We start from the raw sequence: 16849 nt of genomic DNA on the forward strand, positions 1-16849 counted from the left end.
GGAGCACAGCGAGCAGGAGCACAGCGAGCAGGAGCACAGCGAGCAGGAGCACAGCGAGCAGGAGAGCCGGGGCCCCTTGGTGGGCCGGCCCCTGATGCTGCTGGAACGGGGGCGCGGGCGGCCGGGTCAAGCGGTCGTCGCCGCGCGAAGCGCCGCATCAGTCCGCTCGAGGCGGCCACCTGCGCCCCCGACTATGGAGAGCAGCAGGGGCAGGCCAACGGCACGAACCCCGTCCCACGAGAGCCCAGCCAACCGAAGACCCGGAAGAACCCGGAAGACCCGGCCCACGCCGCCTCAGGGAGCGAGCCGCTCCACCACCCAGCCTTCGCCGTCGACGAGGCATCGATAGCGCAGCCGGTCGTGCAACCGGCCGACGCCGCCCTGCCAGAACTCGACGGTCTCGGGGACGACCCGGTACCCGCTCCAGAACTCCGGCAGCGGCACCTCGTCCGGGTACCGCTCCGCCATCGCGGCGGCCGCCGCCTCGAGGTCGGCTCGGTCGCCGATGACCGCCGACTGGTGGCTGGCCCAGGCGCCGATCTGCGACTCCCGGGGCCGGGTCAGCCAGTACGCGAGTGTCGCCTCGCGCGACGCCGCCGACGCGGAGCCGCAGACGAGGACCTGGCGTTCCATGGCGATCCACGGGAAGCACAGCGACACCCGCGGGTTGGCCGCGATCTCCGTCGCCTTGCGAGAGCCGGTGTTGGTGAAGAAGACGAAGGCACCGCCGTCGACCCCTTTGAGCAGCACGGATCGGCTGCTGGGCTGGCCGTCGGGTCCGACGGTGCCGAGGACCATGGCGTTGGGCTCGGCCAGGCCCATGGTGACGGCGTCGTGCATCCAGGCGCGGAACTCGTCGAACGGATCGGGTGCGAGGTCGCGCTCGAGCAACCGCCCGGCGGTGTAGCGACGGCGCATGCGCGGCAGTCCTTCCTCCACGTGCTCCACTCTGTCACCACCTCCTGACAGAACGCCCGCCCCGCGGCGCGCACCACAGGGACGTGGCGGAGGCCACTGTGGGAAACCGCACATTCACATTGTCGCAACTTGTGGAGAGCCACCAGTCGCGGGGCATGATGGACGTGGGGGCCCGCGAGCGCACCACGAATGGAGATGTCAATGACCGAGGTCAAGCATGGCCTTGAGGGTGTCGTAGCGTTCGAGACCCAGATCGCCGAGCCAGACAAGGAAGGCGGTGCGCTCCGCTACCGCGGTGTCGACATCGACGACCTCGTCGGCCGGGTGCCCTTCGGCAACGTGTGGGGACTCCTGGTCGACGGCGCGTTCGATCCCGGCCTGCCGGCGGCCGAGCCCCTCGAGCTGCCGGTCCGCACCGGCGACATCCGGGTCGACGTGCAGAGCTCGGTCGCCACGTTGGCGCCGCTCTGGGGCTTCCAGCCGTTGCTCGACACCAGCGACGACGACGCCCGCGACCAGCTGGCCCGCAGCGCGTCCGCCATGCTCTCGTTCGTCGCCCAGTCGGCACGAGTCGGCGCCGGCCAGACCCCCGTCCCCGACGACGTCGTGGCGCAGGCGGGCAGCATCGTCGAGCAGTTCATGGTCCGCTGGCGCGCCGAGCCCGACCCTCGGCACACCGCCGCCGTCGACGCCTACCTGACGTCCGCCGCCGAGCACGGCATGAACGCGTCGACGTTCACCGGACGGGTGGTCGCCTCCACCGGCGCCGACGTCGCCGCGTCGCTGTCGGCCGCCGTCGGAGCGATGAGCGGCCCGCTGCACGGCGGTGCGCCGTCGCGTGTGCTCGCCATGATCGAGGAGATCGAGCGCACCGGCGACCCCGTCGGCTACGTCAAGGGCATCCTCGACCGCGGCGAGCGGCTCATGGGCTTCGGCCACCGCGTCTACCGCGCCGAGGACCCGCGCGCCCGCACGCTGCGCCGCGTCGCCCGCGAGCTGGGCGCGCCGCGCTACGAGGTCGCCGAGGCGTTCGAGAAGGCCGCGCTCTCCGAGCTGCACGAGCGCAAGCCCGACCGCGTCCTCGCCACCAACGTCGAGTTCTGGGCCGCCATCGTGCTCGACTTCGCCGAGGTGCCGGCGAACATGTTCACCTCGATGTTCACCAGCGCCCGCACCGCCGGCTGGTGCGCGCACATCCTCGAGCAGAAGAAGACCGGCCGGCTGGTCCGTCCGTCGGCCAAGTACACCGGCCCGGGCGCCCGCACCCCTGACACCGTTGCCGGCTGGAACCCCACCTGGGCCGCCTGACCAGCATCGACGTACGACGCCACGCGCCGGTCCGTGTCACGTGACGGACCGGCGCTCGCATGCCCCCATTCATGCGGCACAATGGCCTACCTGACAGTGTCGTCACACTTCCGTAACCCACCGGACACCCGACACGGAGCGCAGCCATGACCGACACTGTTCAGATCCCCGACGATCTCAAGCCCGCCGACGGCCGGTTCGGCTCGGGCCCGAGCAAGGTCCGTCCCGAGGCGCTCGCCGCCCTCGCCGCACAGGGCGGCGCCGTCCTCGGCACCTCGCACCGGCAGGCGCCGGTGAAGAACCTGGTCCGCCGCGTCCGCGAGGGCGTCGCCGCGCTGCTGGGGCTGCCCGAGGGCTACCAGGTCGTCCTCGGCAACGGCGGCACCACGGCGTTCTGGGACGCCGCCGCGTTCGGCCTGGTGCGGCAGAAGGCGCAGCACCTGTCGTTCGGCGAGTTCTCGTCGAAGTTCGGCACCGTCACCAAGACCGCGCCGTGGCTCGACGAGCCGACCATCGTCAAGGCCGAGCCGGGCTCGCTGCCGTCGCCGGTCGCCGAGGACGGCGTCGACGTCTACGCGTGGCCGCACAACGAGACCTCGACGGGCGTCATGGCGCCCATCCGCCGGGTCGACGGCGCCGCCGACGACGCGCTGGTGCTGATCGACGCCACCAGCGGCGCGGGCGGCCTGCCGGTCGACCCCACGCAGGCCGACGTCTACTACTTCGCGCCGCAGAAGAACTTCGGCTCGGACGGCGGGCTGTGGATCGCCGCGTTCTCGCCGGCCGCGCTGGCCCGGGTCGAGGAGATCGCCGCCACCGACCGGTACGTGCCGGCCTTCCTCGACCTCCCGACCGCCGTCGACAACTCGGCCAAGGACCAGACGTACAACACCCCGGCCGTCGCGACACTGTTCCTGCTGGCCGACCAGCTCGACTGGCTCAACGGCAACGGCGGCCTCGAGTTCGCCGTCGGCCGCACCACGGCGTCGTCGAGCCACCTGTACAGCTGGGCCGACAAGACCCCCTACACCACGCCGTACGTCACCGACCCCAACGCCCGCTCGCTGGTGGTCGGCACCATCGACTTCGACGACAGCGTCGACGCCGCCGCGGTGGCCAAGGTGCTGCGTGCCAACGGCATCGTCGACGTCGAGCCGTACCGCAAGCTGGGCCGCAACCAGCTGCGCGTGGCGATGTTCCCGGCGGTCGACCCCGCCGACGTCGAGGCCCTGACGGCGTGCATCGACTTCGTCGTCGAGAAGCTCGGCGCGTAGGTCACCGAAGCTGTCAATAACAACGCCCGGCCGCGATTCGTGTCAGCGGCCGGGCGCGTTGTTGGTTCCACTTACTTGCAGGAACCCCATTCCCCCGTCGTGTTCCTGGCTCAACCATAGAGGTCAGCGAAGTCCGTGGGGATCATCCGTTCGGTCCTCTGACGGTCGGCCACGCGGTCAGCAATTTACTGCGGTAGTCGACCGGTTCGCGCTGGCAGGAGGCCTGATCGCAACCTTGTTGCAACGGTCGATCAACTAGTCACATGATTGGTCACGGATCGGTGAATTCACCGCACCGACCAGCGCATCGGCGGGCGCCGCGCGGCGCGTAGGCTGAGTCAGTCCAGCAGCGAAGGAGGCGACCACGGTGCGGCCGAAGACCACCCGGCAACTGGTGACCGCCACCCTGGTCGTCATGGTCCTCATCGTCGCGGTGGCGGCGCTGCTCTGACGGCGTCAGCGGCGGCCGGTCAGCGCGAAGCGGGCCAGTGCCTCGTACCGCGGCCCGTGCCCGGGTCCGCCGGGCCGCGACCGGAACAGCGTCACGCCGTCGGCCGGCCACTCCGGGCCCGAGTACGCCGCGAGCCGCTCGACGTACGGCCGCAGGTCGGCGGCGCCGCGGGCCCGGGCCAGCGTGACGTGCGGCCGGAACCGCTGCCGGTCCTCGGATCCGACGCCGATCCGCCGGCCGGCGGCACGGGCCGACCCGGCCAGGGCGCGCAGCGCGACGTCGTCACCGTCGATGCCGGCCCAGAGCACCGCCCGGCCGAACCTCCCGGCGCCCGCGATGCGCGCCCGTGTCGCCGGGTGTCGCCGGGCAGCGCGCGCCAGCCGCTCGGTCAGCTCGCCCAGCCGGTCCTCGCCGACCTCGCCGTAGAACGCCAGCGTCAGGTGCCAGCCGGCCGGGTCGGACCAGCGCAGCACGCCGTCGCGGACCTCGTCGACGACGGCGGCGAGGTGCGCCGCCGCGGCGGGCGGCGGATCGACGGCGGCGAAGAGCCTCACTGCGTCGCGGCGCGCAGCCGGTCGCGCAGCAGCGCGACGATCGCCGGGTCGCCCTCGACGGTGAGCGCGTCGTCGGGGCCACGGCCCCACAGCCAGCGGTAGAGCGGCTCGGCCGGCCCCGCCAGCACGGCGTCGACCGGGACGTCGGGCCACTTGTCGACCTGCGCGACGACGGCGGCCGGCTCCATGACGACCCGCCAGCCGCGCTCGCCGGTGCGGACCCGGACGGTGGCGCCGGCCGGTCCGGCGACCGGCTCGTCGCTCCAGTCGCCGGCGAGGAACAGCCGCAACACCTCGTCGACGCCGTCGACGGCCAGCGCCGGGTCGATCGCCGAGACGTCGCCGTGCGCCAGCTCGACGTCGACCAGGTGGATCGCCGTCTCGTGGGCCATGCGGCGGCCCCAGAAGCCGACGGTGCGCTCGTCCCACCACCACGTCTCGGCGAACTCGAGCGGGTCGCGGGCGGTCAGCTCGGCGAGCAGCACGTCGTGGGCGGCGCGGAAGTACTGCAGCGACGGGGTGTCGTCCCGCTCCGGCGGCCACGGGCCGGGCGCCCGCTTCTCCCGGATACAGGCGACCTTGTGCAGGTAGACCGTGGCCGTGTGCTCGACGACGTCGCGCACCGTCCAGCCCGGGCAGGCCGGCGCGGGTGCGTCGAGACCGCGCCCCGCGACGGCCTCCAGGCGCTCTCCGCCGGCTCGGACGCTGGCGACGTACTGTCCGTGGGTCAGCCGCATCCGTCAACAATTGCATGGCGCCGCGCCGGCGAGCGCTGCCACCATGGCGCAGCATGACGAGCTCGCTGCTGATCGAGGTCTCCGCGGCGGTGGCCGACGGCATCGCCGCCGCCGATCCCGCGCTGACCGGTGCCGACCCCCTGGTCCGGCCGAGCGAGCGGGCGGACTTCCAGTCCGGCGCAGCGCTCGCGCTGGCACGGCGAGCCGGCCGGCCGCCGGGCGAGTTGGCGGCGCGGGTGGCGGCGCAGGTGCGCCCGGGGGTGCTGGCGGACGTCCGGGTGTCCGGGCCGGGGTTCCTCGAGCTCACCGTCGCGGCCGACGCGGTGTGGCGGCGGGTCGCCGGACGGGTGGCACGGCCCGATCTCGGGCTTCCGCGGGGCGAGGCCGGCCGGCGCGTCGTCATCGACTACTCGGCGCCCAACATCGCGAAGGAGATGCACGTCGGGCACCTGCGCTCGACCATCATCGGCGACTGCCTCGCCCGGGTGCTCGCCCGGCTCGGCGCCGACGTCGTCCGCCAGAACCACCTGGGCGACTGGGGCACGCAGTTCGGCATGCTCATCCAGTACCTCGACGAGCAGCCCGGCGCGGCGTGGCGGCACGACGAGCTGGCCGGCGAGTCGTCGGTGTCGGCGCTGGACCGCCTCTACCGGGCCGCGCGGGCACGGTTCGACGCCGACCCCGGGTTCGCCGGCCGGTCCCGCGCCCGGGTGGTCGCGCTGCAGTCCGGCGACCCCGCGACGATCGCCGTCTGGCGCGAGATCGTGGCGGAGTCCGAGGCGGCGTTCCGGCAGCTCTACGACCGGCTCGACGTGCTGCTGACACCGGCCGACTCCGCCGGCGAGTCGTTCTACAACGAGCGGCTGGCGGCCGTGGTCGACGAGCTGACGCGCGCCGGAGTCGCCGTGGTCAGCGACGGCGCGGTGGTGGTGTTCTCGGCGCACGAGGTGGGGCCCGACGGCGCGCCGGTACCGCTGATCCTGCGCAAGGGCGACGGCGGCTACGGCTACGACACCACCGACCTCGCGACACTGCGGTACCGCGTCCGCGAACTGCACGCCGACCGCATCCTCTACGTCGTCGACGCACGGCAGGCTCTGCACTTCCGGCTGGTCGCCGAGGCCGCGCGGCGGGCCGGTTGGCTGCCCAGCGGCGTCGAGGTCGTGCACGTCTCGTTCGGTACGGTGCTCGGCCCCGACGGGCGGCCGTTCCGGACCCGCGCCGGCGACACCGTCACGCTCGGCAGCCTCCTGGACGCCGCCGTCGACCGCGCCCGGGCCGTCGTCGCCGAGAAGAACCCGTCGCTCGACCCTGCCGCGGCCGACAGCATCGCCGAGCTGACCGGCGTCGGCGCGGTCAAGTATGCCGAGCTGTCGACGTCGCGGACCAAGGACTACAGCTTCGACGTCGACCGCATGGTGTCGTTCACGGGCAACACCGGCGGCTACCTCCAGTACGCGTACGCCCGCATCGCAGCGATCCTGCGTCGCGCCGAGGGCGAGCCGGCCCCCGTCGTCGACCCCGCGGCCGACCTGCACCCGGCCGAGCGGGCGCTCGGGCTGGCGCTCGACGCGTTCGGCGACACGCTGGCCGACGTGGCCGCCACGCTGGAGCCGCACCGGCTGTGCACGTACCTCTACGACACCGCGCGGGCGTTCACCGACTTCTACGAGGCGTGCCCGGTGCTGACGGCGCCGGAGCCGCGGCGCGGCAATCGGCTGGCGCTGTGCCGGCTGACGGCGGCGACGCTGCGCGAGGGCCTGGCGCTGCTGGGCATGGCGGCGCCGGAGCGGATGTGACCGTCAGGCCACCCGGACCGGCGTCTGCTCGTCGGCGGGCGACGGCGCCGGTGCGGTGGTGACGACGACGAGTCCGGGCCGCGGCCGCAGCCGCGTCCGCACCACGACGCCGCTCCTCGGAGCCAGGACGACCAACGCGGCGATGGTGAACACCGCTGTCAGGATGCCGCCGCCGAGCAACGACCAGCGGGCGCCGAACGCGTCGGCGACGAAGCCGATGACCGGCGCGCCGAACGGGGTGCCGCCCATGAAGATCATCATGTAGAGCGACATGACCCGGCCGCGGACGTACTGCGGCACCGTCGTCTGCACGTAGGCGTTGGCCGCCGTCATCACCGTCATCGCGATGATGCCGAGCGGCACCAGCGAGATGGCGAACAGGACGTACGACGGCATCAACCCGGCCGCCACCTCGAACACGCCGAACACCACCGCGCCGCCGACGATCAGCCGCCGCCGCGGCACCCGCCGCCGGGCCGCGATCAACGCGCCGGACAGCGTGCCGATGGCCATGATCGAGCCGAGCAGGCCGTACTCGCTGGGCCCCTTGCCGTAGACGTCGGTGGCCATCAGCGCCATGGTCATCTGGAAGTTCATGCCGAACGTGCCGAGCCCGAACATGATCGTGACGACCATCAGCAGGTCAGGCCGCGACCACAGGTACGACACACCCTCACGTAGCTGCGAGACCGTGCCCGCCCGCTCCGGGTCGTGCTTCGGCCGCCCGCCGACGCCGCGCAGGAGCAGCAGCGCGAGGATCGGCGACACGAACGACGCGCCGTTGAGGATGAACACCCAGCCGGTGCCGATCAGCCCGATGAGGATGCCGGCGACGCCCGGCCCGATCAGCCGCGCCGCGTTGAACGACGCGCTGTTGAGTGCGACCGCGTTGGTGAGGTCGTCCTTGCCGACCAGCTCCGAGACGAACGCCTGGCGGGCCGGGTTGTCCAGCGCGGTGCCGACGCCGAGCAGGAAGGCGAGCACGTAGACGTGCCAGATCTGCGCCACCCCGGTGAGCGTCAGGATGCCGAGCGTGAGACCGACCAGGCCCAGGAACGCGTTGGTGAACATGAGCAGCCGGCGCTTGTCGAACCGGTCGGCGAGCAGCCCGCCGAACGGGGCGACCAGCAGGAACGGCAGGAACTGCAGGCCCGTCGTGATGCCGACCGCCTGCGCGCCGCCGCCGAGCACGACCAGCACCAGCCAGTCCTGCGCGATGCGCTGCATCCAGGTGCCGACGTTGGACAGGAACATGCCCGACCAATAGAGCCGGTAGTTGCGGTGCCGGAGGGAATGGAAAGTAGGACTCACAGGCCGGCCAGCTTCTCGAGCACGGGTAGCGCCGCCCGCAGCCGCTCGCGCTCGTCCGGCGAGAGGTCGCGCAGCTTGTGGGTCAGCCACGCGTTGCGGCGCTTGCGGTCGGCGGCGGTGCGCGCCTTGCCGGCCTCGGTGATGCGGACGTTGATGACGCGGCGGTCGTCGAGGTCGGGCTCGCGGACGGCGAGGCCGAGCTCCTCGAGGCCGGACACGATGCGCGTCATGGACGGCGGGCGGATGCGCTCGCACGCGGCCAGCTCGCCCACCGGCAGCGGCCCCTTGCGCTCCAGGATGCCCAGCGCGGACAGCTGGTTCAACGTCAGGGCGTCGTCCTCGCGCTGGTTGCGGATGCGGCGGTTCAGCCGTCCGACGGCGATGCGGAGGGAGCTGGCCAGCCCGGCCTGGGTACGCGGCTGCGCCGGGCCCGAGCGCGCCGGCTGGCTCTGGGGCGCGGTGTTCTGGGAGATCTTCGCGGCTGGCACTTTCGTTAGTCTAACTCATTACCTTTGCTAAAGGCCAGCGGCGTCTCACCGGTTTGCTGCTGGCACGGTTGGTGCCGGTTCGGCCGGCGGCTGAACGCCCGGTGAGCGGCACCCGACGCCTGAACGTCGATTCGCGACGTCCGTTGACCGGCTCGGCGGCGGCTGCAGAGACTGGCCGCGCCGCCGCTCTCCGCCAACCGAAGGATGTGCCGCCATGTCCGGCCTCAGCCGCCGCTCCGTCCTGCGGACCGGAGCCCTCGCCGCCGCCGGCGCCGCGGGCTCGCTCGGCACCGGGTCCGCCGATGCGGCCGGAGTGCCGCCTCGACCGGGACCGGGGACGATCCGGGTGCTGACCTGGAACATCTACCGCGGTGGGACCGGCGTCGGCGCCGGCAACCTGCCGTTCCTGCTCGACCAGCTGGTTGCACTGCGGCCGGACGTCTACCTCGCCGTCGAGACCTACGGCGCCGGTGACCGGATCGCCCGCGAGCTGACCCGGCGGGCCGGCCGGGGGCGGTTCACCGGGATCAAGATCACCGACGCGGCGGCCGGCGGCGACAACCTGTGGATCTTCACGCATCTGCCGGTGGTCCGGGTGCACGCGAAGCCGGCCGGTGGGACGCACATCAGCGACTTCAACCTCGGCGGGGTGCGGCTCCGGCTGCCGGGACGGCGGGAGCTGGACGCGTTCGTGCTCTGGTGCAACTACACGGATCCGTGGGACGGCTACCTGATCGACGAGAACGCGGCGGCGATCCGGGCAGGGCTGACGCCGCGGCACTCCCCGGCCGACGTCGTCGCCGCCGGGCGACGCCAGACCGCCCACGTCGACGAGATCGTGCGTCGGCACCTGCCGGCGATGACCGGAGGAGGCGACGTGCCGATCGTCATCGGCGGTGACGTCAACACACTGCCGGCCGCGGACTGGTCGGCGGCGCACGCGGGCGCGCCGAACCACTTCGGCATGGCCTACGACCTCACCGCGACCAAGGTCCTCACCGACGCCGGGTTCGTCGACACGTTCCGAGCGGCCGAGCCCGACGTCGCCGTCGAGGGACGAACGTGGAGCCCGCTGCCGACGGAGCGGCTGATCACGCCGCAGCGCATCGACATGATCTTCGCCAAGGGCGCCGTGCGGGTCCACGACGCCGCGACGGTGGACACCCGGCTGCCGCAGCACGATCCCGGCACGTTCTACTCCGACCACGCCGCCGTCTGGACCGACGTCAGCGTCGGCTGACCGCCACGGGGGACGTTCAGACCGGTGGCGCGCGGCTGCGGACCCGCCGGTGTCAAGGCGGGTCAGGCGCCAGGCGGGTCGGGCCTACCGACTGATGCCGCCATGCGGACGAGGCGCCCGGCGCACGACCGACGCGGCCGGCGTCCGGGAGACGGCGGCGACAGCGACCCGGCGAGGACCGACCGGCGCCGGCGCCAGAGCGGGTCAGGCGTCGGACCGATGCGGCCGCGCGGACGAGGGGGTAGTCCGCGTCAGGCGGTGTCGGAACGGCGGGCGCGGCGGCCGCGGTAGCGACTGCCGCCCTCGGTGTCGTCGTCCTCGGCGGCGGGCGTGTCGGGCGCGTCGTCGACCCCGCGGCGGCCGCCGAAGGTGGTGTCGAGCAGCGGCTCGTCGTCGTCCGGAGGAGAGGAAGCGGGGCGGGCCGGCTCGTCGCCGAACAGCTCGGACGCCGACGGCGTGCGCCGGGTCGGACGTTCGGGCGGCGGCGGGGCCGCACGGCGATCGGCAGCGGGACGCGGCGCGGCTGGGCTGTCGCCCGAGCCGGTTCGGGGCGCCGGCGCCGGACGCTCGGACGCGGCCGGACGCGAGGGCATCGTGGGTCGTTGCGGCGCGGCCGGGCTCTCCGCCGGACGCGTCACCGGACGCTCCCCGGTCGTGGGCCGCGACGGGGCCGCCTGACGCTCGCCAGGCGCGGGACGCGGCGACGCGGCGGGACGCTGTGGCCCGACCGGGTTCTCACCCGTGACCGGTCCCGGCCGCGCGGCCGGAGCGGACCGCTGCCCGGGCGCCGGACGCTCGCCGGTCCGCGGACGTTCGCCGGTCGGCGGGCCCTGACGCGACGGCGGCACGGGCTGCTCCCCGGTCGGCGGGCCCTGACGCGACGGCGGCACGGGCTGCTCCCCGGTCGGCGGGCCCTGACGCGACGGCGGCACGGGCTGCTCCCCGGTCCAGCTGGGCCGGCCGTGGGTCGTGGTGTCGGGACGGCCGCCGCGCGTCTCGGGGCGCACGCCGGGCCGGGTGGGCGGCAGGTCGACGCGGGTGGCGTCGGTGCGCGTGGTCTCGGGGCGTACCGGCGGGAGGTTGCCGCCGGTGTCGATCGGCCGCGTGACGGAGTCGGGCGCGCTCTGCGGCCCACCGGCCCCAGATCCACCGGCCGCCGCCCCGCCGGCGAAGGGCGAACCGCCGGCCGGCCGCTGCCCGTCGCCCCGGACCGGCTCGCCCCGGACCGGCTCGCCCCGGGCCGGCGCGCCCCGTCGCGGCGCCTCGCCCGGCCGCAGCCCGGCGGACGGCGGGACGTCGGCGTCGCGCGCCATGACCTCGCCGCGCGTCATCACCTCGCCACCGGCCGCCTCGGCCTCGGCGCGTTCCGCCTCGGCATCCTCGCGCTCGAACTCGATGGCGTCGCGCCGCTTGCGGGTGTACTCCAGCCCCAGCAGCCCGAGGCCGACGCCGGCGAGGCAGGTCCAGACCCACCAGCCGCGGCCTTCGTCCTGCAGGGTGTCCATGCGCAGGGCGAGCAGAACGAACGCGACCGCCCAGAGAACGGTGACGACGGCGACCGTGCGAACGCCGTCGATGTCGAGCGGCTGAACCTGATCGGGCTCGACCGCCTCGACCTCGGGTTCCCCTGGGGACCGCCGTCGACGCTTCGCCATATAGCCCAGGCTAGCCCGGCCGCATCTGTCGCGGCGAGCCGATCCACGGCCCGCCGTATTCGTCCGGTAACGATCTTCTGGCATCCTCACGCCCGAAACCGGCTGCGTCCGTCCCCCCGCCGAGCCGCCCGGAGGCCCTCATGACCGACACCGGCACCACGACCGAACCCACCGCGCTGCACCGCTATTTCAAGATCACCGAGCGCGGCTCGACCATCGGCCGCGAGGTGCGCGGCGGCCTGGTCACCTTCTTCACGATGGCCTACATCATCGTGCTGAACCCGCTGATCATCGGCACCGTCGCCGACGTCGACGGCAACTTCCTCGGCGGCGGCGCCGCACCCGACCTCGCCGCCGTGGCCGCGACGACGGCCCTGGTGGCCGGCGCCCTGACGATCGCCATGGGCGTGGTCGCGAACTTCCCGCTGGCGCTGGCGGCGGGCCTCGGCCTCAACGCGTTCGTCGCCTTCGGGCTGGCGTCGCAGATGACGTGGGCCGACGCGATGAGCCTGGTGGTGATGGAGGGCCTGGTGATCCTGGTCCTCGTCCTGACGGGGTTCCGGCAGGCCGTGTTCGGCGCGGTCCCGCGTCAGCTGAAGACGGCCATCAGCGTCGGCATCGGACTGTTCATCGCGCTGGTCGGCCTCGTCAACGCCGGGTTCGTGCGCTCGACGGGGATGCCGTCGCCGCCGATCGGGATGGGCGAGGGCGGTTCGCTGACCACCTGGCCGGTCGCGGTGTTCTGCGCCGGGCTGATCGCCGTCATCGTGCTGTTCGCGCTGAAGATCCGCGGCGCGATCCTGTGGACGATCATCGGCACCACCGTGCTCGCCGTCGTCGTCGAGACGATCGCCGACCTCGGCACGTCCGCGGAGAACCCGGGCGGCTGGAACCTCAACGCGCCGCAGGTGCCCGACCAGATCGTCGACCTGCCGGACTTCTCGCTGCTCGGGAACTTCAGCCTGCTCGGCTCGTGGGAGTCCGTCGGCGTCGTGAGCGTGCTGCTGTTCGTGTTCACGCTGATGCTGGCCGACTTCTTCGACACGATGGGCACGATGGTCGCCGTCGGCGCCGAGGGCGAGCTGCTCGACGAGAACGGCAACCCGCCGAAGACCACGCAGATCCTGCTGGTCGACTCCGTCGCCGCGGCCGCCGGCGGTGCCGCGTCGGTGTCGAGCAACACGTCCTACATCGAGTCCGCCTCGGGCGTCGGTGAGGGCGCGCGCACCGGCCTCGCGAGCGTCGTGACGGGCATCTGCTTCCTGCTCGCGACGTTCCTGGCGCCGGTCGTCGCGATGGTGCCGAACGAGGCCGCCGCGCCCGCGCTGGTGCTGGTCGGGTTCCTGATGATGGGCCAGGTCCGCGAGATCGACTGGGACGACGTCGAGATCGCCATCCCGGCGTTCCTGACGCTGGCGCTGATGCCGTTCACGTACTCGATCAGCACCGGCATCGGCGCGGGGTTCCTGTCGTTCGTGATCATCAAGCTGGCCCGCGGCAAGATCCGCGAGCTGCACCCGCTGCTGTGGATCATCGCCGCGCTGTTCGTGGTCTACTTCGCGATCACCCCGATCGAGGACCTGCTCGGCGTGCGCTGACCCGACACCGGGCCGACATTGTCGGTGCCGTCCGGTAGAACCGCAGACATGACCGAGATCGTGCTGTTCCACTCCGTCCTCGGGCTGCGCCCCGGGGTGCTGCACACCGCCGAGCAGTGGCGCGCGGCCGGTCACGTCGTGCACGTGCCCGACCTCTACGGCGGCGCGGTGTTCGACGACTACGACGAGGCGTTCGAGTTCCTGGAGAAGTACGGCGGCCGGGCCGAGCTGCTGCGCCGTAGCGACACAGCGGTCGACGGCGTCCGGCCCGACGTCGTCTACGCGGGCTACTCCAACGGCGTCATCTCGGTGGTGCACCTGGTCACGTCACGGCCGGGCGCCCGTGGCGCGCTGGCGTTCCACGGTTCGGTGCCGGTCCGCGCGGTCGGCGCCGAGCTGTGGCCGTCCGCCGTCCCGGTCCAGGTGCACGAGGCCGAGCTCGACCCGTTCCGCGAAGACGACGCCAATCGCGAGTTCGCCGAGACCGCCGCCGCGTCCGGAGCCGAGTACCACTACTTCTCCTATCCGGGCGTCGCGGCGCACCTGTTCGGCGATCCCTCGCTGACCGGCGAATACGACGCCGAGGCGGCCGGCCTGATGCACGGCCGTGCGCTGGAGTTCGTCGCGGCATGTGAGGATCGGGGGCGCTGACCCACCCCACCGGCGAGGAGCACCCATGCGGCTGACACTCCCGGCGGCCGCACTGCTCGTGGCTGCCGCGACGGCGCTCGGCCCGGCGACGGCGTCCGCGGCCACGCTGAGCCCGACGGCTCCCGTGACAACGGTCGATGCGGCGTCCCGGGCGACCACGCTCGTCGCCGGGGAAGAGCCGGCGCCCAGCGACTACCCGGGCGAGGTCGCCCTGGCCTGGGCGTCCGCGCCGGTGTACGTCGACGAGACCCAGTCGGGCATCGTGCCGCCCGCCGACGCCGAGCGGCTGGCCGACCGCGTCGACGGTCGCTCGCCGGCCACCCACATCGCCGTCGTCCCGGCCACGGCGCTGTCAGATATGCCCGGCGACGACAACGACGCCCGCGCCGCGGCGTTCCTCGACGCCGTCGACGCCGCCGGTGGACCCGACGGCGTCTACCTCGTCGTTTTCGGCGGCGCGGCCACGTACGGCGCCGCCTTCGGGGTCGACGCCCCTGTACGCGACGCGGTCGAGACGGCGGTCGAGCGGCACACCCGCTCGCAGCAGGTCGCGATCCTCGACGACGCGCTGACCGAGCTCGGCCTGCCCGGCGCACCCGACGACTCCGGCGGCGCCGGCTGGGTGCTGCCGCTGGTCATCGCGCTGGTGGTGCTGGCCGTGGCAGCCGGCGGGCTGTTCTGGTGGCACCGCCGGCGGGCGAACGACGGCAAGGAGGGACCGGCGCTCTACCGGCCGTCCTTCGACGTGCTCGACGACGAGGCCGACTCCCTCGAGGACCGGCAGGAGCTGGCCCGCGAGGACGTCACCCGCTTCGGCGAGGAGCTCGACGCCGCCGACACCAGCGTCACCGATCCCGCGGTCGCCGCCGACGTCCAGGCCGCCATGGACGCCTACGCCGAAGTCGGCGCGGCCGTCGACGGCACGCCCGACGACCACGTGCTGCGCGCGGTCCGGTCCACGGTCGAGTACGGTCGGTGGCGCCTTGCGTGTGCGCAGGCGCGGCTGGCCGGCCGTCCGCTGCCCGCGCGACGCGACGACTGCTTCTTCGACCAGCGCCATGGAGTGTCCGTGACCGACTGGATGTACACCCCGACCGGCGGTCGCGCCCGCGAGATCCCGGTCTGCGCCCCCTGCCGCGACCGGCTGGCCGGAGCCGTCCGATGAGGCCCGCCGCGCGCACCGCGGCCGCGCTCGCCCTGACCACCGCCGCCGGCCTCTGGGTCGCGACGAGCCCGGCAGCCGCGGACGAAGCCGACGTCGACCGCTACCTCGACGAGGTCGCCGTCGAACTGGCCGAGCCCGGCGTGTGGGTCGACCCCGACGCCGCCGACGCCATCGGCTCGACGGAGGCGGCGGACCTCGACGAGGCGGCCGCCACGGCCCCCGCCGACATGCGCATCGCCGTCGTCCCGGCGTGGAAGCTCGACCCCGAGGGCCAGGACCGCCTGGTCGGCCGGGAACTGCTCTACGAGGGCGAGGAGCTCGCGTCGCAGCTGTACGACCGCGTCGGCGTCGACGGCATCTATCTCGTCATGTCGGTCGCCGACTCGTCCTACGACGGCCGCGGCATCTGGGGCGTCCAGCACAGCGAGGACGGCCCCACCTACTACGTCGGCGACGCCATCGACCAGGCCGTCGACTGCTGCGCGCCCGAGTACGGCCCGATGATCGACCGCTTCATCGACCGCGCCTCCGACGTCGACCACCCGCTCTACCGCGACGTCGCGCCGTGGGCCGGCGGCGCCGCCGGGATCGCCGGTCTCTGGTGGGGCGGGACGACGCTCAGCGCCCGGCGCCGCCGCCGCGCCGACGAGCAGCGTCACCTCGACGTCGTCAAGCCGATGCTGACCGAAGAGGTCATCGAGCTGTCCGACCGCGTCACCACCCTGCCGACGACGTCCGACATCGCGCAGGCGGGGCTGACGAAGGAGATCCTCGACACCGTCGAGAAGGCCCGGCACCGGCTCGACCAGGCCGCCGCCGACGACGACGTCCAGTCGGTCACGTCGCTGCTCGGCACCGCGCGCTACAAGATCGCCTGTCTCGAGGCGCTGCAGCAGGGCCGGCCGGTCCCGGAGCAGACGGCGCCGTGCTTCTTCGACCCGCGGCACGGTCCGAGCACACAGGCCCGGCAGTGGACTCCACCCGAGGGGGCGCAGCGCGAGGTGCCGGTCTGCGACCAGTGCGCCGCCCGGGTCGACGCCGGCGAGGCGCCGCAGGCCCGCCAGGCCGGTCGCGGCAGCTACTGGGAGGGCGGCGAGGACCTCGTCGCCTACATCGAGGGCTACTGGAACGGCACCGCCGGCAGCTGGCGCTTCCCGCACGACGGCCATTCGCGCGCCCGCGGCTCGCTGTGGAGCCGCTGGGACTCCCACCGCCCACGGGCCCGGCTGTCGCGTATGAGCAGGTCGGTGAGCCGCGCCGCCGGCGAGGCCATGGCGTCCTCCGGCGACGGCTCGTCGGGCTCCGGCCGCTCCGGCGGCTGGGGTAGCGGGTCCAGCAGCGGCCGCAGTCGGCGGCGCAGCTTCGGCGGCGGCTCCAGCCGCCGCTCGTCCCGACGCTCGGGCGGCGGCCGGCGGTTCTGACCGCCGGCGGCGGCGTTCGGGGGTGGATGCCGTCAGGGGTGGCTTCGGCGTCCGGGCGGGCGTCCCCCGCGCCCGATGGGCACTCGCGCCCCCGGCGTCATCACGACGGGTCGCTCATGCTCGATCGCGGTTGCGCCCTGGGGAAGCGCGGGATCGGGTGGTGAACGTGATCACGTCCGGCTCTTCTGCTCGATCCGTAGGTCGGGCGTCGGGCGCCGGGTCGTGGATCGGGTCCGCTCGATCCGCCCGGTTCACATCCGCCCGGCTCGTTCCGTCCGC

General features: G+C 73.6%; 14 protein-coding genes. 8 read left to right on the forward strand and 6 right to left on the reverse strand.

Annotated features, from left to right (window positions below):
- Positions 1–294 precede the first annotated feature (294 nt).
- Positions 295–939 (reverse strand): pyridoxamine 5'-phosphate oxidase, encoded by a 645-nt coding sequence (gene pdxH, locus DZA62_RS13940; RefSeq protein WP_232827435.1) that lies wholly within the window; start codon positions 937–939, stop codon positions 295–297.
- A gap of 180 nt (positions 940–1119) precedes the next feature.
- Here pdxH and DZA62_RS13945 point away from each other — a divergent pair, with 180 nt between their 5' ends.
- Entirely contained in the window at positions 1120–2226 is a 1107-nt protein-coding gene (locus tag DZA62_RS13945; protein ID WP_116949526.1) for a citrate synthase 2, read from the forward strand.
- Positions 2227–2372: 146 nt separating this feature from the next.
- Positions 2373–3500 (forward strand): phosphoserine transaminase, encoded by a 1128-nt coding sequence (serC, locus tag DZA62_RS13950; protein WP_116949527.1) that lies wholly within the window; start codon positions 2373–2375, stop codon positions 3498–3500.
- Positions 3501–3956: 456 nt separating this feature from the next.
- Here the strand turns inward: serC and thpR are convergent, their stop codons facing one another.
- Together thpR and DZA62_RS13960 are read right to left on the reverse strand one after the other, a co-directional pair.
- Complete coding sequence (gene thpR, locus DZA62_RS13955; protein WP_116949528.1) at positions 3957–4505, reverse strand: RNA 2',3'-cyclic phosphodiesterase; 549 nt, start codon at positions 4503–4505, stop codon at positions 3957–3959.
- Positions 4502–5242: a maleylpyruvate isomerase family mycothiol-dependent enzyme gene (locus DZA62_RS13960; protein ID WP_116949529.1), complete on the reverse strand. Its 741-nt coding sequence runs from the start codon at positions 5240–5242 to the stop codon at positions 4502–4504. The genes thpR and DZA62_RS13960 overlap by 4 nt, the downstream gene beginning before the upstream one ends.
- Before the next feature lie 53 nt (positions 5243–5295).
- Between DZA62_RS13960 and argS the strand changes: the two genes are divergently transcribed.
- Complete coding sequence (gene argS, locus DZA62_RS13965) at positions 5296–7041, forward strand: arginine--tRNA ligase (RefSeq protein ID WP_116949530.1); 1746 nt, start codon at positions 5296–5298, stop codon at positions 7039–7041.
- A 3-nt stretch (positions 7042–7044) separates the two neighbouring features.
- Here argS and DZA62_RS13970 read toward each other — a convergent pair whose 3' ends face one another.
- Both DZA62_RS13970 and DZA62_RS13975 read right to left on the reverse strand, forming a co-directional pair.
- Complete coding sequence (locus tag DZA62_RS13970) at positions 7045–8352, reverse strand: MFS transporter (RefSeq protein ID WP_116949531.1); 1308 nt, start codon at positions 8350–8352, stop codon at positions 7045–7047.
- Positions 8349–8840: a MarR family winged helix-turn-helix transcriptional regulator gene (locus tag DZA62_RS13975; RefSeq protein ID WP_232827437.1), complete on the reverse strand. Its 492-nt coding sequence runs from the start codon at positions 8838–8840 to the stop codon at positions 8349–8351. Before DZA62_RS13975 ends, DZA62_RS13970 begins: the two co-directional genes overlap by 4 nt.
- A 214-nt stretch (positions 8841–9054) precedes the next feature.
- Here DZA62_RS13975 and DZA62_RS13980 point away from each other — a divergent pair, with 214 nt between their 5' ends.
- Positions 9055–10080: an endonuclease/exonuclease/phosphatase family protein gene (locus DZA62_RS13980; protein WP_116949532.1), complete on the forward strand. Its 1026-nt coding sequence runs from the start codon at positions 9055–9057 to the stop codon at positions 10078–10080.
- Between the two features lie 251 nt (positions 10081–10331).
- On the opposite strand, the gene DZA62_RS36365 is transcribed toward DZA62_RS13980, so the two are convergent.
- A complete protein-coding gene (locus DZA62_RS36365) occupies positions 10332–11735 on the reverse strand; it encodes a DUF2530 domain-containing protein (RefSeq protein ID WP_198663746.1) in 1404 nt (467 codons plus the stop codon).
- 140 nt (positions 11736–11875) lie between these two features.
- Between DZA62_RS36365 and DZA62_RS13990 the strand changes: the two genes are divergently transcribed.
- Genes DZA62_RS13990 through DZA62_RS14005 form a run of 4 tightly spaced genes read left to right on the forward strand, consistent with a single transcriptional unit; the run spans position 11876 to position 16570 of the window.
- Positions 11876–13333, forward strand: coding sequence for an NCS2 family permease (locus DZA62_RS13990; protein ID WP_116949533.1), 1458 nt, complete (start codon positions 11876–11878; stop codon positions 13331–13333).
- A 48-nt stretch (positions 13334–13381) separates the two neighbouring features.
- Positions 13382–13984 (forward strand): dienelactone hydrolase family protein, encoded by a 603-nt coding sequence (locus DZA62_RS13995; protein WP_116949534.1) that lies wholly within the window; start codon positions 13382–13384, stop codon positions 13982–13984.
- A 25-nt stretch (positions 13985–14009) separates the two neighbouring features.
- The gene (locus tag DZA62_RS14000; protein WP_116949535.1) at positions 14010–15149 is read left to right on the forward strand and encodes a hypothetical protein; all 1140 of its coding nucleotides are present in this window, start codon (positions 14010–14012) and stop codon (positions 15147–15149) included.
- Positions 15146–16570, forward strand: coding sequence for a hypothetical protein (locus tag DZA62_RS14005; RefSeq protein WP_116949536.1), 1425 nt, complete (start codon positions 15146–15148; stop codon positions 16568–16570). Before DZA62_RS14000 ends, DZA62_RS14005 begins: the two co-directional genes overlap by 4 nt.
- Positions 16571–16849 lie beyond the last annotated feature (279 nt).

The sequence above is a fragment of the Jiangella endophytica genome, from assembly GCF_003427025.1.
Classification (GTDB): domain Bacteria; phylum Actinomycetota; class Actinomycetes; order Jiangellales; family Jiangellaceae; genus Jiangella; species Jiangella endophytica.